At 64.2% G+C, this 20,330-nt stretch carries 19 protein-coding genes; 16 read left to right on the forward strand and 3 right to left on the reverse strand.

Annotated elements, in window-relative coordinates:
- Nucleotides 1-2: 2 nt before the first annotated feature.
- The 8 genes from PO883_RS04550 (at nucleotide 3) to lpxC (ending at nucleotide 7,433) form a co-directional block, all read left to right on the forward strand.
- A complete protein-coding gene (locus tag PO883_RS04550; RefSeq protein WP_289308671.1) occupies nucleotides 3-971 on the forward strand; it encodes a D-alanine--D-alanine ligase in 969 nt (322 codons plus the stop codon).
- 7 nt (nucleotides 972-978) lie between these two features.
- The gene (locus tag PO883_RS04555; protein WP_289308672.1) at nucleotides 979-1,818 is read left to right on the forward strand and encodes a cell division protein FtsQ/DivIB; all 840 of its coding nucleotides are present in this window, start codon (nucleotides 979-981) and stop codon (nucleotides 1,816-1,818) included.
- A gap of 10 nt (nucleotides 1,819-1,828) precedes the next feature.
- Nucleotides 1,829-3,061, forward strand: a complete 1,233-nt coding sequence (gene ftsA, locus PO883_RS04560; RefSeq protein ID WP_054266460.1) for a cell division protein FtsA — start codon at nucleotides 1,829-1,831, stop codon at nucleotides 3,059-3,061.
- Nucleotides 3,062-3,191: 130 nt separating this feature from the next.
- Complete coding sequence (gene ftsZ / locus PO883_RS04565) at nucleotides 3,192-4,397, forward strand: cell division protein FtsZ (RefSeq protein WP_167088329.1); 1,206 nt, start codon at nucleotides 3,192-3,194, stop codon at nucleotides 4,395-4,397.
- 164 nt (nucleotides 4,398-4,561) lie between these two features.
- Entirely contained in the window at nucleotides 4,562-5,068 is a 507-nt protein-coding gene (locus tag PO883_RS04570; RefSeq protein WP_289308673.1) for a peroxiredoxin, read from the forward strand.
- A 58-nt stretch (nucleotides 5,069-5,126) separates the two neighbouring features.
- Nucleotides 5,127-5,576, forward strand: coding sequence for a GNAT family N-acetyltransferase (locus PO883_RS04575; protein ID WP_289308674.1), 450 nt, complete (start codon nucleotides 5,127-5,129; stop codon nucleotides 5,574-5,576).
- Between the two features lie 35 nt (nucleotides 5,577-5,611).
- Nucleotides 5,612-6,454 carry a DMT family transporter gene (locus PO883_RS04580; protein ID WP_289308758.1) on the forward strand — a complete coding sequence of 281 codons (843 nt, stop codon included), beginning with the start codon at nucleotides 5,612-5,614 and terminating at the stop codon, nucleotides 6,452-6,454.
- A 43-nt stretch (nucleotides 6,455-6,497) separates the two neighbouring features.
- On the forward strand, nucleotides 6,498-7,433 hold the full coding sequence (gene lpxC, locus PO883_RS04585; protein WP_289308675.1) for a UDP-3-O-acyl-N-acetylglucosamine deacetylase: 936 nt from the start codon (nucleotides 6,498-6,500) through the stop codon (nucleotides 7,431-7,433).
- Nucleotides 7,434-7,476: 43 nt separating this feature from the next.
- On the opposite strand, the gene PO883_RS04590 is transcribed toward lpxC, so the two are convergent.
- Complete coding sequence (locus tag PO883_RS04590) at nucleotides 7,477-7,941, reverse strand: DciA family protein (RefSeq protein WP_082692401.1); 465 nt, start codon at nucleotides 7,939-7,941, stop codon at nucleotides 7,477-7,479.
- Between the two features lie 225 nt (nucleotides 7,942-8,166).
- Here PO883_RS04590 and secA point away from each other — a divergent pair, with 225 nt between their 5' ends.
- From secA to PO883_RS04610, 4 genes are all read left to right on the forward strand, one after another.
- Nucleotides 8,167-10,908: a preprotein translocase subunit SecA gene (gene secA, locus PO883_RS04595; protein ID WP_289308676.1), complete on the forward strand. Its 2,742-nt coding sequence runs from the start codon at nucleotides 8,167-8,169 to the stop codon at nucleotides 10,906-10,908.
- Between the two features lie 101 nt (nucleotides 10,909-11,009).
- The gene (locus PO883_RS04600; protein WP_289308677.1) at nucleotides 11,010-12,017 is read left to right on the forward strand and encodes an OmpA family protein; all 1,008 of its coding nucleotides are present in this window, start codon (nucleotides 11,010-11,012) and stop codon (nucleotides 12,015-12,017) included.
- Complete coding sequence (locus PO883_RS04605) at nucleotides 12,017-12,793, forward strand: hypothetical protein (protein WP_289308678.1); 777 nt, start codon at nucleotides 12,017-12,019, stop codon at nucleotides 12,791-12,793. Before PO883_RS04600 ends, PO883_RS04605 begins: the two co-directional genes overlap by 1 nt.
- Nucleotides 12,794-12,930: 137 nt before the next feature.
- Nucleotides 12,931-13,203, forward strand: coding sequence for a hypothetical protein (locus tag PO883_RS04610; protein WP_289308679.1), 273 nt, complete (start codon nucleotides 12,931-12,933; stop codon nucleotides 13,201-13,203).
- Between the two features lie 57 nt (nucleotides 13,204-13,260).
- Here the strand turns inward: PO883_RS04610 and PO883_RS04615 are convergent, their stop codons facing one another.
- The gene (locus PO883_RS04615) at nucleotides 13,261-14,565 is read right to left on the reverse strand and encodes a DUF945 family protein (RefSeq protein WP_289308680.1); all 1,305 of its coding nucleotides are present in this window, start codon (nucleotides 14,563-14,565) and stop codon (nucleotides 13,261-13,263) included.
- A gap of 108 nt (nucleotides 14,566-14,673) precedes the next feature.
- Nucleotides 14,674-16,239, reverse strand: a complete 1,566-nt coding sequence (locus PO883_RS04620; protein WP_289308681.1) for a hypothetical protein — start codon at nucleotides 16,237-16,239, stop codon at nucleotides 14,674-14,676.
- Between the two features lie 232 nt (nucleotides 16,240-16,471).
- On the opposite strand from PO883_RS04620, the gene argJ reads away from it, so the two are divergent.
- Genes argJ through PO883_RS04640 form a run of 4 tightly spaced genes read left to right on the forward strand, consistent with a single transcriptional unit; the run spans nucleotide 16,472 to nucleotide 20,310 of the window.
- Nucleotides 16,472-17,710 (forward strand): bifunctional glutamate N-acetyltransferase/amino-acid acetyltransferase ArgJ, encoded by a 1,239-nt coding sequence (argJ, locus tag PO883_RS04625; protein ID WP_289308682.1) that lies wholly within the window; start codon nucleotides 16,472-16,474, stop codon nucleotides 17,708-17,710.
- 8 nt (nucleotides 17,711-17,718) lie between these two features.
- Complete coding sequence (locus PO883_RS04630) at nucleotides 17,719-18,597, forward strand: ATP-binding protein (protein WP_289308683.1); 879 nt, start codon at nucleotides 17,719-17,721, stop codon at nucleotides 18,595-18,597.
- Nucleotides 18,594-19,004 carry an NUDIX domain-containing protein gene (locus PO883_RS04635; RefSeq protein WP_289308684.1) on the forward strand — a complete coding sequence of 137 codons (411 nt, stop codon included), beginning with the start codon at nucleotides 18,594-18,596 and terminating at the stop codon, nucleotides 19,002-19,004. The genes PO883_RS04630 and PO883_RS04635 overlap by 4 nt, the downstream gene beginning before the upstream one ends.
- 49 nt (nucleotides 19,005-19,053) lie before the next feature.
- Complete coding sequence (locus PO883_RS04640; protein WP_289308685.1) at nucleotides 19,054-20,310, forward strand: D-amino acid dehydrogenase; 1,257 nt, start codon at nucleotides 19,054-19,056, stop codon at nucleotides 20,308-20,310.
- Nucleotides 20,311-20,330: the final 20 nt, after the last annotated feature.

Raw genomic sequence — 20,330 nt, forward strand, 5'->3', positions numbered from 1 at the left:
GCATGAGTGTATTTAATTCCGGCGACGCGGCCGCACTGGGCAAGGTGGGCGTGCTGTTCGGCGGCCGTTCGGCCGAACGCGACGTGTCGATCATGTCGGGCACCGGCGTGCTCAAGGCGCTCCAGAGCAAGGGCATCGACGCCCATCCGTTCGACACGGGCCTGCGCGGCATCGCCGAACTGGCGGCCGAGGAATTCGACCGCGTGTTCATCGCGCTGCACGGCCGCTACGGCGAAGACGGCACCCTGCAGGGCGCGCTCGAACAGCTCGGCATTCCTTACACCGGCAGCGGCGTGATGGCGTGCGCGATTGCCATGGACAAGATCTACACCAAGATGATCTGGCTGATGCGCGGCCTGCCGACGCCGCGCTACGCCGCGCTGGCCGCCGATACCGACCTGGCGCAGGTGGTGGAGCAGCTTGGCCTGCCGCTGATCGTCAAGCCGCCCCACGAAGGCTCGAGCGTGGGCATCACCAAGGTGCGCGCCGCCGCCGATTTCAAGGCGGCCTACGATGTGGCGGCCGGTTTCGACGAAGTGGTGCTGGCCGAGGAATTCGTCACCGGGCGCGAACTGACGGTGGCGGTGCTGGGACGCGGCGCGAACGCGCGCGCGCTGCCGATCGTCGAAATCGTGGCCCCGGACGGCAATTACGATTACCAGAACAAGTATTTTACGGACGACACCAAGTATATTTGCCCGGCCGCGCTGGACCAGGCGACCAGCGCGGAAGTGGCGCGTCTTGCGGTGGAAGCCTACCGCGCCGTCGATTGCGAAGGCTGGGGCAGGGTCGATGTGCTGCTGCGCGCCAGCGACAACAAGCCGTTCCTGATCGAGGTCAATACCTCGCCGGGCATGACCAGCCATTCGCTGGTGCCGATGGCGGCGCGCGCGCTGGGTATCAGCTATGAAGACCTGTGTGTCGAGATTGTGCGTTCGGCACGCTTGAAAATGGCCCAGGGCCAGGGTTAATACAGTAATGTGGCATGACGTAAGAGCTTTGAACGCAAGCGCGAGCGGCCTGATGGCCGCGGTGGTGATCGCCTGCCTCGCGTCGGCCGTGTGGTGGTTGTCGCAGCTGCCGATGTTCACCCTGCGCACGGTGCGGGTCGACAGCGTGTATGGAATGGAACTGAAGCACGTGAACAAGCTCACCTTGCGCGCCGGCGTGGTGGGCCGCATCAAGGGGAATTTTTTCACGACCAACCTGGAACAGGTGCGCACCGCCTTCGAAGCGGTACCCTGGGTCAGGCGGGCCAAGGTGCGGCGCGAATGGCCGGACCAGCTGATCGTGGAAGTCGAGGAGCACGAAGCGCTCGGCACCTGGGGCGAGGATGGGCGCCTGTTGTCGGTCAAGGGCGATGTATTTACCGCCAACCTGGCCGAGGCGGACGAGGATCATCCACTGCCGGCGCTGGACGGGCCGGAAGGCAGCGAGAAGGAAGTGCTGGCGCGGTTTCTGGAGTTGCGCGCGCTGTTTTCGCCGGTCGCGCTGGTGCCGGAAAAGCTGGACCTGTCGAGCCGTTACGCATGGACCGTGAAACTCGATAACGGCATGAGCGTGGCGCTGGGACGGGAGCAGGACAAGACGACGCTGAAGAAGCGGGTGCAGCGGCTGGTGGGGATTTATTCGCAACTGGCCAGCCGCCTGCAGGATGGCATCGACACGATCGACATGCGGTATCAGAACGGCCTGGCGCTTTCCGCCGCCGCCCTGGTGCTGCCGAGCGATCCGCACAAGCCTGTCAAGGCGGCAGTAAAAATAGCAGTAAAACCGAACAGCAGATCAACCAGCAGCAAGACAAAGCAAAGACAGTAGGCGACAGCACATGACAAAAGACGCGAAAAACCTGATCGTCGGCCTCGATATCGGTACCTCGAAAGTGGTGGCCGTGGTGGCCGAGGTGATGTCCGACGGGCGCCACGAGGTGATCGGACTGGGTCAGCACGAGTCGCGCGGACTGAAAAAAGGGGTGGTCGTCAATATCGAGGCGACCGTCGAATCGATCCAGCGCGCGCTCGAAGAAGCAGAGCTGATGGCCGACTGCAAGATCCGCAATGTGTACGCGGGCATCGCCGGCAGCCATATCCGCTCGTTCAATTCGAGCGGCATGGTCGCGATCAAGGACAAGGAAGTGACGGCCACCGACGTGGCGCGCGTGATCGAAACGGCCAAGGCGGTCAACATCCCGACCGACCAGCAGTTGCTGCACACGGTGCCGCAGGAATTCATCGTCGACAGCCAGGAAGACGTGCGCGAACCGATCGGCATGAGCGGCATCCGCCTGGAAGTGCGGGTGCATATTGTCACCGGTGCGGTATCGGCGGTACAAAACATTGTAAAGTGCGTGCGCCGCTGCGGCCTTGAAGTGTCGGACCTGATCTTGCAGCCGATGGCTTCGGCCGACGCGGTGCTCACGCTCGATGAGAAAGAACTGGGCGTGGTGCTGATCGACATTGGCGGCGGCACCACCGACATTGCGGTGTTCTCCGACGGCGCGATCCGGCATACGGCGGTCATTCCGATTGCCGGCGACCAGATCACCAACGACATCGCCATGGCGCTGCGCACGCCCACTTCCGAAGCCGAAGAGATCAAGATCCGCTATGGCGTCGCCAAGCAGGTGCTGGCCGACCCGCACGAGTCGCTCGAAGTGCCGGGACTGGGTGACCGCGGTCCGCGCAACCTGTCGCGCCAGGCGCTGGCGGCGGTGATCGAGCCGCGCGTCGAGGAATTGTTCGCGATGGTGCACCAGGTGGTGCGCGAGTCGGGCTATGAGGGCGTGCTCTCGTCGGGCATCGTGCTCACCGGCGGTACCGCGATCATGCCGGGCATGGTCGAAATGGCGGAAGATATTTTCCTCAAGCCGGCGCGCCTTGGCACGCCGGACTACCGCGGCCAGCTGGCCGACGTGGTGCGCAGTCCGCGCTACGCGACGGTGCTCGGGCTGCTGCTCGAAGCGAAGAAGCAGTATCTGCGCGGGCATATCGTGACGCGCCAGGATGGCTCGGTGAAAGCGGTCTGGCAGCGCATGAAGGAATGGTTTTTAGGGAATTTTTAAGTCGGCACAGTTTGGAATGATACGCACACGGGTTCTTGTTATTTAACGGTTAACGCAGTTTTCAACCTCCAGGTTTCATACGACTATGAGTCCTGGCGCTTGGAAACCGCACTTTGATTAGGAGTTCATCATGGAGTTTGATATGGTCGATAACGCAGCACTAGGAACCGTCATCAAGGTCGTCGGCGTCGGCGGAGCAGGTGGCAATGCGGTTCAACACATGATTAACAAGGGCGTGTCGGGCGTTGAATTCATCGCGGCCAATACAGATTCGCAGGCACTGGCCGCGTCGAGCGCCCACAACATCATCCAGATCGGCGAGTCGGGCCTGGGCGCTGGCATGAAGCCGACCGTCGGCCGCCAGCTGGCCGAAGAATCGCGCGCGCGCATCGAAGATGCGCTGCGTGGCGCGCACATGGTCTTTATCGCGGCCGGCATGGGCGGCGGCACCGGTACCGGCGCAGCACCGATCGTGGCCGAAATCGCCAAGTCGCTCGGCGCGCTGACGGTGGCCGTGGTCTCGAAGCCATTCTCGTACGAAGGCCAGAAGTGCATGGACGTGGCCGAGAGCGGGCTGGAAGAACTGTCGCAGCACGTCGATTCGCTGATCATCATCCTGAACGAAAAGCTGGAAGAGATTTACGAAGACGAAAGCATGATCGAGTGGATGCGCCACGCCGATGATGTGCTCAACAACGCGGTGGCCGGTATCGCCGAGATCATCAACGTGCCGGGCCATATCAACGTCGACTTCAACGACGTCAAGACCATCATGGGCGAGCAGGGCAAGGCCATGATGGGCACCGCGACCGCCAGCGGCGTCGATCGCGCGCGCATCGCGGCCGAGCAGGCAGTCGCGTCGCCGCTGCTCGACGGGATCGACCTGTCGGGTGCGCGCGGCGTGCTGGTCAACGTCACCGCCAGCCGTGGTCTCAAGGGTAAAGAGATCAAGGAAGTCATGGCGGCGGTGCGCGCGTTTGCGGCGCCCGATGCATCGATCGCGCAGGGTATCGCGTACGACGACGACATGGGCGACGATATCCGCGTGACCGTCGTCGCGACCGGCCTGGGCAAGGCCAAGAAGGCCATGCAGCTGGTCCAGCAGCCGATGTTGCGCACCGGTACCCACAACGGTCCGATGATGTCGGCCGGCGGCGTGGGCGCCACCGTGGGCGTGTCGATGGGTGCCGGCGCGGCCAGCGGCCATGCGATGGAAGGCATGAAGCAGCCAGCCGTGTGGCGCCGCGAGCAGGCCTCCGAGCAGGTGCAGGCGATGCAGCGCAATGGCGTGGAAACCTACGACATCCCGGCGTTCCTGCGCAAGCAAGCCGATTGATCGGACCGCAGTGTTGAAGAAGCCGGGGGGAACCCCAGCTTTTTTTACGCCGTTTTTTCCACGCGCGGACGGCACGGCCGCGCGCCAGGGAGGCGCCAGCCTGCAAGGTCGACCAGGATCAGGCATACTAGCCGTCTTATCAACCTCATACTATGGAGCCTCGAATGACTATTAAAATCGGCGACCGCCTGCCTGAAGGCACCCTCTCTGAATTCGTCGAGACCGAAACCGAAGGCTGCTCGCTCGGCCCGAATACCTTCCAGGTAGCTGATCTGGCCAAGGGCAAGAAGATCGCGATCTTCGGCCTGCCGGGCGCCTACACCCCGACCTGCTCCGCACAGCACGTGCCGGGCTACGTCAAGCTGGCCGACGAACTCAAAGCCAAGGGCGTCGATGAAATCTGGTGCATCTCGGTCAATGACGCTTTCGTCATGGGCGCCTGGGGCCGCGACCAGAAAGCCACCGGCATCGTGCGCATGATGGCCGACGGCAACGCCGCCTACAGCAAGGCACTGGGCCTGGATGCGGACTTCTCCAAGTTCGGCATGGGCACGCGCTCGCAGCGCTACTCGCTGCTGGTCGACGACGGCGTCGTCAAGCAGCTCAACGTGGAGCAGGGCGGTGCGTTTGAAGTGTCAAACGCCGAAACGCTGCTCAAGCAAGTCGCTTAAAACCAACCCGGAACCATTTCCGCAAAGACGGCGCCGCGGCGCCGTTTTTTACAGCGCCATGCATATTCAAACCGAAACCCCGCGCCAGAGCGACATCATCGCCATGCTCGAACGGCTGGACGCCTATTTTGCCGGCCTCTATCCGGCCGAGAGCAACCATTTGATGGACGTCGACTCGCTGACCCGATCCGATGTGGTGTTCCTGGTCGCGCGCGATCCTGACGGCCGCGCGCTTGGCTGCGGCGCTTATGTCGACCGGGGCGGCTACGGCGAAGTCAAACGCATGTACGTCGATCCGGCCCAGCGCGGCAAGGGCGTGGGCGGCAAGCTGCTGGCCGAGATCGCGCAGCGCGCCGCCGCCGCTGGCTTGCCTTGCCTGAAGCTCGAAACCGGCATCAGCCAGCCCGAAGCCATCGGCCTGTATGAGCGCGACGGCTTTATCCGCTGCGCGCCGTTCGGCGACTACCAGCCGGACCCGCTCAGCCTGTTCATGGTCAAGCGCCTGTGACGGCGCGCGGCGGAAACCTGCGCGCCATCTACGCGATGCTGATCGCGGTGGTCATGTTTTCGCTGATGGATACGGCGCTCAAGCTGCTGTCGGCGCACTATCCGGCGCTGCAGGTGGCTGCCATGCGCGGGCTGTCGTCGCTGCCGCTGGTGTTTGCCTATGTCGGCTGGCGCGGCGCGTTCGGCATGGCGCTGCAGGTGCGCTGGCCGATGCATCTGCTGCGCGCGGCCCTGAGCATCACGATGCTGGCGCTGTTTGCCTTCGGCCTGCGCAAGCTGTCGCTGGCCGAAGCGTATTCGATCTTTTTTATCGCCCCGGCCCTCATTACCGCGCTGTCGGTGGTGTTCCTGAAGGAGTCGGTCGACCTGGCGCGCTGGATCGCCATTGCGGTCGGCATGGGCGGGGTGCTGGTGGTGCTGCGCCCGAGCGGGACCGGCATGCTGACCCTGGGCGGGCTGGCGGTGCTGGGCGCGGCCACTTGCTACGCGGTGTCGGCGATCACCTCGCGCATCGTCGGGCGCACCGACCGCGCCGAGCACATGGTGCTGTGGCTGATGGTGTTCCTGGCCATCGGCGCGTCGGCCCTGGCCGCGCCGAACTGGGTGGCGGTGCGCGCCCAGGACTTCTGGCTGTTGTGCGGCCTGGCGCTGACGGGTTTCCTGGGCCAGCTGGCGATCACCGAAGCGTTCAATTCGGGCCAGGCTTCGCGCGTGGCGCCGTTCGAGTATTCCGGGCTGGCCTGGGGCGTGGCGCTGGACTGGCTTCTGTGGCGTACCCTGCCAGACCGCTACACCCTCATTGGCGCGACCATCATCATCGGCAGCGGCATCTACCTGGTGCGCCACGAGCGCTCGCATGCGCAGGCCGAGCACCCCTAGCAGCCCGGCAGCGCTGGCCCATCAAGTTCGCTATAATCGCCAGATGTTAAAACAAAGAACCGTCAAACAACTGGTGCGCACCGTCGGCGTGGGGCTGCACTCCGGGACCAAGGTCGAACTGACCCTGCGCCCGGCCGCGATCGATACCGGCATCGTGTTTCGCCGCGTGGACCTGGACCCGGTGGTGGAGTTCCCCGCCAGCGCGGGCGTGGTGGGCGACACCCGCATGGCGTCGGTGCTGGTCAAGGACGATGCGCGCGTGTCCACGGTGGAGCACCTGATGTCGGCCTGCGCCGGGCTCGGGATCGACAATCTGTACGTGGACGTGTCGGCCGAAGAGATTCCGATCATGGATGGCTCGGCCTCGTCGTTTGTCTTTTTGCTGCAACAGGCGGGCGTGCAGGAGCAGGACGCGGCGAAGAAATTCATCCGCGTGCTGAAAGACGTGGAAGTGCGCCAGGGCAGCGGCGCCAGCGAAAAATGGGCGCGCCTGACCCCGTACGACGGCTTCAAGCTCGATTTTTTCATTGAATTCAACCATCCGGCGGTCGATGGCACGACCCAGCGCGCGTTTGTCGATTTCGGCGACGTCTCGTACGTGCACGACGTGGCGCGCGCGCGCACCTTCGGCTTCATGCAGGATGTGGAAAGCCTGCGCGGCATGGGCCTGGCGCGCGGCGGGTCGCTTGAAAACGCGATCGTGATGGACGAGTACCGGATTCTCAATTCGGATGGCCTGCGCTACGACGACGAGTTCGTGCGCCACAAGATCCTCGACGCGATCGGCGATTTGTACCTGGTCGGGCATCCGCTGCTGGCCGGCTACGAGGCGCACAAGTCGGGCCATGCGCTCAACAACCTGCTGCTGCTTGAACTGCTCAAGCATCCGGACGCCTATGAGATCGTGGCGTTCGAAAAGCCCGGCAGCGCGCCGCCTTCGTACGTGCGCCAGATGGCGCGCGAGTGGGCGCTTACCTAGCAGCCTGTCGCTAACGTCGCCCCCACGCAGGGGCGACGGTGGTTCACCGCTGGCGCGCCGCCATCGCCTTGACGGCGGCGATCAGGGTGGCGTTGGCCTTTGTCTTGGGCAGGGCGTCGCCCAGCGCCTCGAACGCCGAGCGCGCGGTGCCGGGCAAAATCAGCTGGTGCGTGTGCACCACCGGTGCGATGCTGCGCGTGACCTGCACTTTCAATTTGATCTCGTCGATATGCCAGCCGCGCTTTTGCAGGGCCCCCTGCAGCTTGGGCAGTTGCTGTTTGAGCTTGGCCGCGACGGCCGAACTGGGCACGGCCAGCACCAGGCGCGCGTCTTCGAACGAGAGCACGTCGCAGTTGCCGAACATCGGCGGCAGCGCCTTGGCGCAGTCGCTCTGCAGGCTGGCCATGCGCATCGCCGTCGGCAGCAGGGCCGCCATCTTGTCGTTACGCTTGAGAAAATCGGTAGCGACGATCGAGGTGCGGCGCGTCTTGGTTCCGTAGATATGCATAAGGCGCAACATAGCACAGCGCGCGGCGCCCCGCCAGAACGCCTTGTCGAAGTCATTTTATTAACTTTGTTTTGACCTTGCCTCTTGAGTTCCGGGCCAATAACCCCAAGTGTGGCAAGATCGCATGATAAAATCACAGTCTTTTTGCCATAGTCGGCCGTTGGATGATATGTTTTTGCTATCATTGCGGCTTCTTTTTGCGGCGTTTTTTTCAAGAATTCAAGCATGTCATTACTGACCCAGATTTTCGGTAGCCGCAACCAGCGGCTGCTCAAGCAATATCAAAAAACCGTGCGCGAGATTAACGCGCTCGAGCCACAGATCGAAAAGCTGTCGGACGCTGAACTCCAAGCGAAGACGCCGCAGTTCAAGGAGCGCGTCGCCAAAGGCGAAACGCTCGACCAGCTGCTGCCGGAAGCGTTTGCGGTGTGCCGCGAGGCGGCCAAGCGGGTGCTCAAGATGCGCCATTTCGATGTCCAGATGATCGGCGGCATGGTGCTCCACTACGGCAAAATCGCCGAAATGGGTACCGGCGAGGGCAAGACGCTGATGGCGACCTTGCCGACCTACCTGAACGCGCTGTCCGGCAAGGGCGTGCACGTCATCACGGTCAACGATTACCTGGCCCAGCGCGACGCCGAGTGGATGGGGCGCCTGTACAGCTGGCTCGGCCTGACCACCGGCATCAACCTGTCGCAGATGGACCACAGCGTCAAGCAAGCGGCTTACGCGTCGGACATCACCTACGGCACCAATAACGAATTCGGTTTCGACTACCTGCGCGACAATATGGTGTTCGAGGCGAGCGAGCGGGTCCAGCGCAGCCTCAATTTCGCCGTGGTCGATGAAGTCGACTCGATCCTGATCGATGAGGCGCGTACGCCGCTGATCATTTCGGGCCAGGCTGAAAACCATACCGAGCTGTATCACCAGATCAATTCGCTGCCGGCCAAGCTGACCCTGCAGATCGGCGAAGAAACGCCGGACGGCAAGGGCGTGGTCTCGGTCCCGGGCGACTATACCAAGGACGAGAAGGCGCACTCGGTGCTGCTGACCGAACGCGGTCACGAGAACGCCGAGGCGATCCTCACCGAAATGGGCCTGCTGCCGGAAGGCGCTTCGCTCTACGACGCCGCCCACATCACCCTGATCCACCACCTGTACGCGGCCCTGCGCGCGCACGCGCTGTACCACAAGGACCAGCATTACGTGGTGCAGAACGATGAAGTGGTGATCGTCGATGAATTCACCGGCCGCCTGATGACCGGGCGCCGCTGGTCCGACGGCCTGCACCAGGCAGTCGAAGCCAAGGAAGGCGTGCGCATCCAGAACGAGAACCAGACCCTGGCCTCGATCACCTTCCAGAACTACTTCCGCATGTACACCAAGCTGTCCGGCATGACCGGTACGGCCGATACCGAAGCGTACGAATTCCAGGAAATCTACGGCCTGGAGACGGTGGTCATTCCGCCCAACCGTCCGTCGCAGCGCAAGGACCGCCAGGACCAGGTGTACAAGTCCTCGGCCGAAAAATACAACGCCATGCTGATCGATATCCGCGATTGCTACGAGCGCGGGCAGCCGGTCCTGGTGGGTACCACCTCGATCGAAAACTCCGAGATGCTGTCGGGGATCCTCGACAAGGCCAAGCTGGCGCACAATGTCCTCAATGCGAAGCAGCATGCGCGCGAGGCCGAAATCATCGCCCAGGCGGGCCGTCCCAAGATGATCACCATCGCCACCAACATGGCCGGCCGTGGTACCGACATCGTGTTGGGCGGTAACGTTGAAAAGCAGATCCAGATCATCGAAGCCAATGCGGCCCTGTCGGATGCCGACAAGGCAACCCAGGCCGAAAAGCTGCGCAGCGAGTGGAAGTCCCTCAACGAGCACGTGGTGGCCGCCGGCGGCCTGCACATCATCGGCACCGAACGCCACGAATCGCGCCGCGTCGACAACCAGCTGCGTGGCCGTTCCGGCCGCCAGGGCGATCCGGGTTCGTCGCGCTTCTACCTCTCGCTCGACGATGCGCTGCTGCGCATCTTCGCCGGCGACCGCGTGCGCGCCATCATGGACCGCCTGAAAATGCCGGAAGGCGAACCGATCGAAGCGGGCATCGTCTCGCGCTCGATCGAGTCGGCCCAGCGCAAGGTCGAGGCGCGCAACTTCGACATCCGCAAGCAGCTGCTCGAATACGATGACGTGTCCAACGACCAGCGCAAGGTGATCTACACCCAGCGTAACGAACTGCTGGAAACGACCGACATCGGCGAACTGATTGCATCGCTGCGCGCCGGCGTGTTCACCGATGTGGTGCATGCCTTCGTGCCGGAGGAATCGGTCGAAGAGCAATGGGACATTCCCGGCCTGGAAGCGACCCTGGCCAACGAATGGCAGCTCAACGTGCCGCTGGCGCAGATGCTGGCGACCGATACCAACATGACCGACGACGACATCCGCGAGCGCGTGCTGGCCGCGGCCGACGCCTCGTACAACAGCAAGATCGCCGTCGTCGGCAAGGAATCGTTCGGCGGTTTCGAGCGCAACGTCATGCTGCAAAGCGTGGACAGCCACTGGCGCGAGCACCTGGCGGCGCTGGACCATCTGCGCCAGGGTATCCACCTGCGCGGCTATGCGCAGAAGAACCCGAAGCAGGAGTACAAGCGCGAAGCGTTCGAGCTGTTCGGATCGATGCTGGACATGATCAAGAATGAAGTGATCCGCATGGTGATGACGGTGCGCATCCAGTCGCGCGAAGAGATCGACGCCGAAGCGGCGATGCACCAGTCGCACGTCGAAAACGTCAGTTACCAGCACGCGGACTTCAATCCGGACGCGGCGCCGGAAGACTTGCTGGCGCCGGTCGGCGGCCCGGGCGAAGAGCTCGGACCGAAGGTCGGCCGCAACGACCCATGCCCTTGCGGCAGCGGCAAGAAGTTCAAGGCATGCCACGGCAAGCTCGCATAAAGCGTCCGGCATGACCAGAAGGGGAGGCAGAACGTGATGTTCCGCCTCCCTTTTTTTACGCCCGCATCAGATTGCATCGCCATCCATTCAAGGAGTCTCCCATGCCCTATCCGGTTCACCGCAGCGCCCTGACGGCGTGTGCGCTCGCACTGATCCTGTCGTCGCCGCTGGCGCAGGCGGGAAAATACGACGCCGACCGCCCCGGCGGCGCCGACCATCCGCTGCTGTCGCGCTACGCCGGCTCCACCTTGTACCTGCATGGCGAAGAAAACTACGCCAGCGCGCGCACGCTGGTCGCCGGTAAAAACGGCCCGGTCGAAAAAACGGTGGAAGGCAAGATCTCGAACCGGATTTATTTTGGACCGCAGGGGCGCGGATCGCTGGAGATCTTCCGCAATTACCAGGCCGCGCTGCGCGGCGCCGGCTTCGACACCTTGTACGAATGCGAGGCAGCCCAGTGCGAGAAAGACCGCACCCAGTCGAAGATCGTGCGCTGGGCCCAGGGCGCGCAATGGGTCGACCATGGCCAGAGCGATGCCTATGTGATCCGCCTGTTCGAATACAAGCCGGGCTTCCACTACATCCATGCGCGCAAGGACGCGCCAGCGGGCGCGGTGGATGTGCAGATCGCGTTGCGCACGGGCGAGGAGAGCGACGCCAACGTCCAGGGCCGCGCCCAGCAATTCATGCAGGTGATCGAGGCTGCCAGGGTCGAACAGGGGAATGTGACGGTCGACGCCAGCGCCATTGGCGCCGCGCTCAGGAAGGATGGCCGCATCGCCCTGTACGGCATTCTGTTCGATACCAACAAGGCGCTGATCAAGCCGGAATCGAAGGACACGCTCGAACAAATGGCCAAATCGCTCAAGAACGACCCGGGCGTGAACGTGTTCATCGTCGGGCACACGGATAACCAGGGCGCGGTCGATGCCAACCTTGCGCTGTCGCGCAAGCGCGCGCAGGCGGTGGTGGATGCTTTAAGTGGGCAGTACGGGATCGCGCCCGCGCGCATGCAGCCGCACGGCGTGGCCAACCTGGCGCCGGCGGCGAATAACGCCGACGACAACGGGCGTGCGCGCAACCGCCGCGTTGAAATGGTGGTGCGCTGATGCGTATCCCATTGACGATAGTGGGCGCCCTGCTGGCCGGTGGCGCCGCTTGCGCGCCGGCGCTCGAGCAAATCCTGCCGCCGGCCGGCCTGTACCGGCTCGATTCGGCGTCGACCAGCAGCATCCCGGCACCGGCGCCGGCCAACCGGGTCGACACCCGGGTCGATGGCGCCAATGGCGACATCGTGCGGCGCGAGCGCGTCGCCGGGGCCGACTCGGGCGAGAAGGTGTATGAAGGCAAAGGCCCGGTCACGCACTGCATCCGGCCGCGCCGGATTGCCGACGCCCTGTATTCGTCGGCGGTGGCGCTGGCGTCCTGTCCGGACCAATCGAGCGAGGTTGGCGCGGATGGGGTGCTGGTGCATACGGCGAACTGTCCGGCGGCGGTGGTCACGCTCACCATCCGCCGCATCGACAAGGTCACGTGGGAATACGATACCGTCAGTGCGACCCGCGCCGGCGACCCCGCGGCGGACCTGGCATGGATGCGTCCCGTGCTTGAACGCGAAGCGGCCGAAGGCAAGACGCCGGAGGCGCGCGCCAGGGCGGCGCAGCAACTGCGCGACCTGCCGCGCCTCCAGCGTGAACTGGCGGAAAAGCAGGTGGCGGTCAACGTGCAGTACGCGAAGGCGCTGCGCGAAGCGAAAACGCCGACGGAAGCGGCGGCGGTGCGCGCGACGATGGCGCAATCGGGCAAGTCGGTGGCCACGCAGGCGCGCCAGCGGGTGCGCTGGACCCGTATCGGCAACAGCTGTGCCCTTGGCGCAGGCGGTTGACAGGAGCGGCCGGCGTGGTGCCGGCGCCACGCTTGTGGCATTGCCGATGAGTAAGATCAGTTTGAGTTGATGACACGCAACAATAGCAAGCGCGCTTCCTGCAATGGTTAGGTTTCATTGCCAACCAGGAGGACGTTATGAAAGCCATTTTTGCCGCTGTCGCTGTCTCGGCATGCCTGCTGCTCGCGGTGGTGGGGGGCGTGGTCCCGTCGCCATCTTCACAGACCGGCGCCGATGCGGACGCCCAACGCAGCGGCCTGCAGTGCCCGGCTAACAGTACCCTGGAAGGAAATCAGTGCACCTGTCCGGATGCAACCAGCTGGACCGGGTCGGAATGCATGCAGGTATGGTCCAGCTCGGGCCGCAAGGTGGCCGTCGTGGCGCCGCCGCAGCCGGCCGTAGTGAAATGAAAACCAGGCGGCTTGGAGGCGGTCATCGGACGATGGCCGCCGCTTACTGCTTACTGCTTACTTGGCGCGGCGCTTGGCCGGTTTTTTGGTAGCCGCGACGGGCTTCTTGCCACCCGTCGGGATGGCAACTGCCTTGCCGTTGACGGTCAGCTTGCCGGCCTTGAATTCAACCATCGATACCAGCACGCCGTCTTCCAGGCGCGCATAGCCGTCGGCCGTGGCCTTGTCCACGGCCATGTCGGACAGGCTCTTGGCGGTCGAGTCCAGCATTTCCGGCGTTGGCGTTTCGCCCTTCCGGGTTGCCTGCGCCTGCGTCACATTGCGCGCGATGGCAGTGATCAGTGCGACCGGCACGCGCATTTCAAAGCGCCCGTCCAGCTTTTTCATCAGGGCGGTGGCCGAATTGAAATCCTTGTCGACCGTCTTGCCCACGGCCAGGCCGCCCTTCATCAATGCGCGATGGCCGTGGTAGCCGGCGCTCATCTCGGTGATCTCGATGGCCGTACCGCGTACCGCCATGCCCTTGACGAAAGCCTTGAGCTGGGGACCGATATCGTCCAGGTTCGGCTCGGCGCCTGGCTTGGTCGACTTTTGGATGGCTTTGCTCAACTGCTCCAACGACAACATATCGAGCTTGGTCATCCGCATCGACATGCGCAGGTCGTCGATCTTTTCATCCATGACCGTGATCAGCTTGATGCCGAAGTCGCTGCCGAGGTCGTAATCTTTGCCGTTCTCGGACACTGCGGACGTGACCGACAGGCCTTCCATTTTCACGGTGCCCGGTTGATCTTTGCCGGTCACGTCGATCGACTTGACGTCCGCGCGCGCCGTGCCGAGCCACACATCGTCGCTGTTGCGCCGCTGGCTGGTTTCCATGGTCATGTTGTTGACGACGATGTCGCCGCTTTTCACGTTGACCGTGAGGCGTGGCCAGCTGCCGGTGCCCGTCATGGTGCGGCCGGCTTCGTCGGTCACCACGTGCATCTTGAGCGCGTCCCACGACCAGTTCTGCTCATTCAAATCGGCATAGCTGTGCGCCGGAAGCGCAATGTCGAAGCCGACCATGCCGGCCACGGCCGGCGCGCGCGTCACGGTGTATGGCCGTGACGATCCGAACACGGTTTTCAGTTTCGCGGCAGTCGGCGCGGAGAACTCGAACACCGCCAGCTTGTCGAAAATGGGAATCGGACTACCCTTGACCCAATAGAAATTCCGTTCGAGTTCATCCGCCGCCGCCGAGACGGCAGCGGCCATGTTCGATTCGATCTTGGCCACGGGCGCCTTGGCGGCGGCGGGACGTTGCGCGGCAAAGGCGGGGAAGGAGGCCAGCAGGGCTGTACAGAGGAGAAGTTTTTTCACTGGATTGATTGATAAATAGTTAATGCTTAACATTATCGAGCAAATGACTTTACTTGTCATTAAGCATTTTTGCGGTTGTCGTTAAGCCACAAACCGCATCACCACACCTCAGTTTGCGGGAAAGCCCGGGGTCTCGAAGCCGTATTCCAGGAACTTGCGCTGCATCTCCGCGACATTGGCGCGCTGGGTCGCGTTCAGGCCGGCCCACGCTCCCGGCAGGGCTTGGCGCAGGTAGCGCGCGCCCTTGTCGAAATCGTCGCGCGCCTGGTCCTTGCGGCCCAGCGCTTCGAGCGCCCGGCCGCGCATCCAGTACGCGTCCGGAAACGCGGGTTGCGCCCCCAGGCCGGCGCTGAGGGCGCTGATGGCTTCCTCGTAGCGTTTCAGCGTGAAGAAGGCGAGCGCGAGCTTGTACTGCACCGGCATGCTGACCCAGCCCATGGCGCGGTCCAGCTCCTCGGCCTTGTGCAGCGTTTCCAGTTCTTCCTTGTACTCCTTGCGGGCACGCTGGGCCGCGGCGTACTGCATCGTCTCGCCGAGCAGCCGCCGCAGGCGCACCTTGCGCGCGGCCGCCTGCTTGCTGTCGAAATGCGGATCGGCCGCCGTGATGGCGGCGCAGCGGGCATGGGTCGCCGCGCCGTGCTCGCCCCAGGCGCGCAGGTCGACCTGCTGGCCGAGGCGCGCCAGCACGGGCGCCATGGCGCCGGCATCGTTTGCCAGGCAGGCGAAATAAGCGTATGCGTTCAGGTTCCACGGGTCCGGATACTGCGCGACCAGGGCCGCGAAGCTGGTGCGCATGGTTGGCCAGTCGGCCTGGCTGAGCTGGAAGATTTTCCCCTTGTAGGCCGATTGGTCCATGTACCAGTACAGGCGCGCATACATCGCGCCCTGTTCCTTGCCGGCGGCCTTGTTCAGGCTAAGCGCGAGCTGCTCGACCGCGTCCGGCGCGCCGTTCCAGTGCGCCATCGAGAATCCCGCCGCCGTGAAATACGCTTCGTGGTAATGCGGATAGCGCGCCATCGCCGCGCCGATCTTTTCCTGGTAAAGCGCTTGCGTGAACTGGTTCGTGTACGGGAACACCTTGAGCATGGCGCGATGCCACTCCGGGTCGTCGGCCTTGGCGGCCAGCGCCTGCGCCGCTTCCAGCACCCGCATGGCCGCCGCCGAACCCTCGCCGAGATCGCGCCGCTGCTTTTCCGTGAGCGTGTCGTAGTAGCCCGAACCGCGGTTCGCTTCGGCGCGCTTGAACAGCATATAGGCCTCGAACAGGCGCGCCGGCACCGACTGCGGATATTGCTTGCGCCACGCCCGGACCCGGGTCTGCACCGTGTCCCAATACGCCGCATCGGTGCTCCACTGGCCGAATCCGCGCAGCTGCTTGTAGAACAGCGCCTGTTTCCAGATGCCGCTCGGGGTGCGCTGGCCGGCGCCCCGGATTCGCTGATACAGCGCTTCCAGGGCCTTGTAATCGCACGCCTGCAGGTAACGGTTCGTTTCGCTGGCCAGCGCTTCGCGCGCGCGCATGTCGGCGCCATCGGCGCTGTCCTGGGCGGATGCCGCCGTCCTGGCGATCGGCTGTGCGCCGGCGTGGCTGAACGCGGGCGCGGCAAGACAAGCCAGCAGGAGGGCGAAGCGGGCCGGCCGGCGCGCGCGCGGAAACAAGGTCGGGAAAATCAAGACAGTCCTTCGGATCGATGATGGTCGGGCAGCTCGCGCGGCGTGCCGGATCACGCCGACGGCGATGCTGGACCGATATTGTTACACACATCGCATGGCCGCCGGCCGCCCGGCCGCCGTCGTGAAAGAGCGCGCGGAAACGTGTTCCCTGGCGCGTTGCCGCAGTTGCATCCCTCATATCGTTTCAAGCGTTACAATAGCGGCTTCCCACTTCACTGCTAGAGAATCCGCCATGGCCGTTAATTCCCCTCTGCCCGTCGCCGCCGACCTGAAGCCCGTCAACGGGATCGAGATCGGTTTTGCCGAAGCCGGCATCAAGAAGCCCAACCGCAAAGATATCCTGGTGATGAAGCTGGCCGACACGGCCACCGTGGCCGGCGTGTTCACTACCAACCGCTTCTGCGCCGCGCCGGTGCAGGTCAGCAAAGCCAACCTGGCGGCCGTGGCCGCGGGCGGCGCGCCGATCCGCGCGCTGGTGGTCAATACCGGCAACGCCAACGCCGGCACCGGAGAGACCGGACTGGCCAGCGCCCACGCCACCTGCGCCGCGCTGGCGCGCCTGCTCGATTGCGAGCCGCACCAGATCCTGCCGTTTTCGACCGGCGTGATCCTCGAACCGCTGCCGCTCGATAAAGTGGTCGGCGCGCTGCCGGGGGCCATCGGCAACCTGAAGGCCGACAACTGGTTCAATGCCGCCGAGGCGATCATGACCACCGACACCCAGCCGAAGGCGGCGTCGCGCACGGTCGACATCTGCGGCCACAGCGTCACCATGACCGGCATCAGCAAGGGCGCCGGCATGATCCGCCCGAACATGGCGACCATGCTGGGCTACCTGGCGATCGACGCCAAGGTCTCGCAGGACGTGCTCAATGAACTGGTCAAGCACGCGGCCGACCATTCGTTCAACTGCATCACCATCGACGGCGACACCTCGACCAACGATTCGTTCATGCTGATCGCCACCGGCACCGGCAGCCTGGCTATCGCCAACACCGATTCGACCGAATACGCCGAACTGAAAACCGCCGTGACCGAGATCGCCCGTTCGCTGGCGCAGATGATCATCCGCGACGGTGAAGGCGCCACCAAGTTCATCACCGTCACGGTGGAAGAGGGCGGCTCGATGGAGGAATGCCGCAAGATCGCTTACTCGATCGCCCACTCGCCGCTGGTGAAAACCGCATTCTTCGCGTCCGATCCGAACCTGGGCCGCATCCTGTGCGCGATCGGCTACGCCGGCGTGGATGACCTCGACGTGACCAAACTCGATCTGTACCTTGACGACGTGCTGGTGGCGAAAAGCGGCGGGCGCAATCCGGCCTACCAGGAAGCCGACGGCCAGCGCGTGATGCAAAAGAGCGAAATCACGGTGCGCGTGCGCCTCGGGCGCGGCGCCCACAGCGCCACCGTCTGGACCTGCGACCTGTCGCACGACTACGTGACCATCAACGCCGACTACCGTTCCTGAGCCGCGCCTTGACGACCCCACTCGAACAGTTCCTGCTGCGCGCCGAAGCGCTGCTGCAGCGGGTCGAGGCGGTGCTGCCGCCCGCGTATCCGCGCGAGCCGGACTGGTGCCTCTCGACCGCTTTCCGCTGGCGCAAGCGCGCCGGCAGTGGCGTGAGCTATCTGCAGCCGGTGCTGCACGCATCAAGCATCGCGCTGTCGGACCTGCACAACGTGGCGCCGCAAAAGCTGCAGATCGAGCGCAATACGCGCCAGTTCGTGCAGGGCCGCCCGGCCAACAACGTGCTGCTGACCGGCGCGCGCGGCACCGGCAAGTCGTCCCTGATCAAGGCTTGCCTGAACCAGTTCGCCGCCGACGGCCTGCGCCTGATCGAAGTCGACAAGGCCGACCTGGCCGAACTGCCCGACATCGTCGACCTGGTAGCGGGGCGCCCGGAGCGCTTCATCATTTTTTGCGACGACCTCTCGTTCGAAGAAGGCGAGGGCGGTTACAAGGCGCTCAAGGTGGCGCTCGACGGCTCCATCGCGGCCCAGTCGGACAATGTGCTGATCTACGCCACCTCGAACCGGCGCCACCTGCTGCCCGAGCGCATGAGCGACAACGCCAGCTACAAGCATGACGGCGACGGCGACCTGCATCCGGGCGAAACGGTGGAAGAGAAGATCTCGCTGTCCGAGCGCTTCGGCCTGTGGCTGTCGTTCTATCCGTTCAAGCAGGACGACTACCTTGGCATCGCGGCGCACTGGCTGGCCAGTTACGGGTGCAGCGCGCAGCAGATCGAGCAAAGCCGCGCGGAGGCCCTGCAATGGGCCCTGCAGCGCGGTTCGCGTTCGGGCCGGGTGGCATGGCAGTTCGCCAGGGATTACGCGGGGAAGCTGCCTGAATGAGTGAACATATAAAGAAAAAGCCGATCGATGTCGCAGTCGGCATTTTGATGAAACCCAATGGCGACGTGCTGCTTGGCCAGCGTCCCGCCGGCAAACCGTACCACGGCTATTGGGAATTCCCGGGTGGGAAAGTAGAAACCGGCGAAGCCATCCTCGACGCGCTCAAACGCGAATTCGTCGAGGAGCTTGGCGTTCATATCCTGAGCGCGAGCGAATGGTGCGGGGTGGAGCACGTGTACGAACACGCGCACGTGCGCCTGCACTTCTTTATCAGCCGCGAATGGCGCGGCGAGCCGCAAAGCCTGGAAGGGCAGGCCTTTGCGTGGCAGGGCGTGGTCGGTGTATCGCCGCTGCTGCCGGCCACCATTCCGCTGCTCGAATGGCTCGACCAGCTGCGCTATCCGTAGCGACGTTCTTTTTTCTGCCCTTTCGCAATAACGCACCGCAAGGAAGTTCGTGAAAATTATTGTCTTGGGCAGTGGCGTGGTCGGTACCACGTCGGCCTATTTCCTGGCCAAGGCCGGGCATGAAGTGACCGTCATCGAGCGCCAGGGCGGCGCCGCCCTGGAAACGAGTTTTGCCAACGCCGGCGAAGTCTCGTCGGGCATGGCGGCGCCGTGGGCCGCGCCGGGCGTGCCGATGAAGGCGCTGCGCTGGCTGGCCATGCGTCACAGTCCGCTGGTGATCCGTCCCTCGCTCGATCCGCGCATGTGGCGCTGGCTGTTCCAGATGCTGGGCAACTGCAATCCGGCCAGCTACGCCGTCAACAAGAGCCGCATGGTGCGCCTGGCCGAGTACAGCCGCGATTCGCTGATCGCGCTGCGCAAGGAGACCGGCATCGCCTACGACCACCGCAGCAAGGGCACCTTGCAGGTGTTCCGCAATCCGCGCCAGCTCGACGAAGCGCAGGAGGACATCGCGGTGCTCAAGCGCTATGGCGTGCCGTACACGCTGCTCGATCCGGCCGGCTGCGAACTGGCCGAACCGGCGCTGGCGCGGGTGCGCGGCAAGATCGTCGGCGGCCTGCACCTGCCCGGCGACGAAACGGGCGACTGCTTCAAGTTCACCCAGGCGCTGGCGCAGATGGCGGTCGGGGAGGGCGTCGTTTTCCGCAATAACGTCGAGATCCGGCGCCTCGTGGCCGACGGCGATGCGATCACCGCCGTCGAGACCTCGCAAGGGGAGCTCAGGGCCGATGCCTTCGTGATGGCGATGGGGAGCTATTCGCCGCTGATGCTCGAGCCCCTGGGAATCAGGATACCGGTCTATCCGGTCAAGGGCTATTCGATCACGCTGCCGATCATCGATGCCGCCAGCGCGCCCGAGTCGACCATCATGGAAGAGACGTACAAGGTCGGTATCACGCGTTTGGGCGAGCGCATCCGGGTCGGTGGCACGGCCGAAATCGCCGGCTACGACCTGCGCCTGCATGCCTCGCGGCGCGCCACCCTGGTGCACGCGGTGACCGAGTTGTTCCCGGGCGGGGGCGATGTGGACAAGGCGACCTTCTGGTGCGGCCTGCGTCCGATGACGCCGGACGGTACGCCGGTGATCGGGCCGACACCGTTTCGCAATCTGTATCTCAATACCGGGCACGGGACGCTGGGGTGGACCATGTCGTGCGGGTCGGCGCGGGTACTGGCCGATCTGGTGTCGGGCCGGGCGCCGGACATCGATACCGACGGCTTGCTGATGACGCGCTACGGGCGCTGAAGCGGGCACCGTCGCCCCCC

Origin of the sequence: Massilia sp. DJPM01, from assembly GCF_030348125.1 — a bacterium.
GTDB lineage: Bacteria > Pseudomonadota > Gammaproteobacteria > Burkholderiales > Burkholderiaceae_D > Telluria_A > Telluria_A frigida.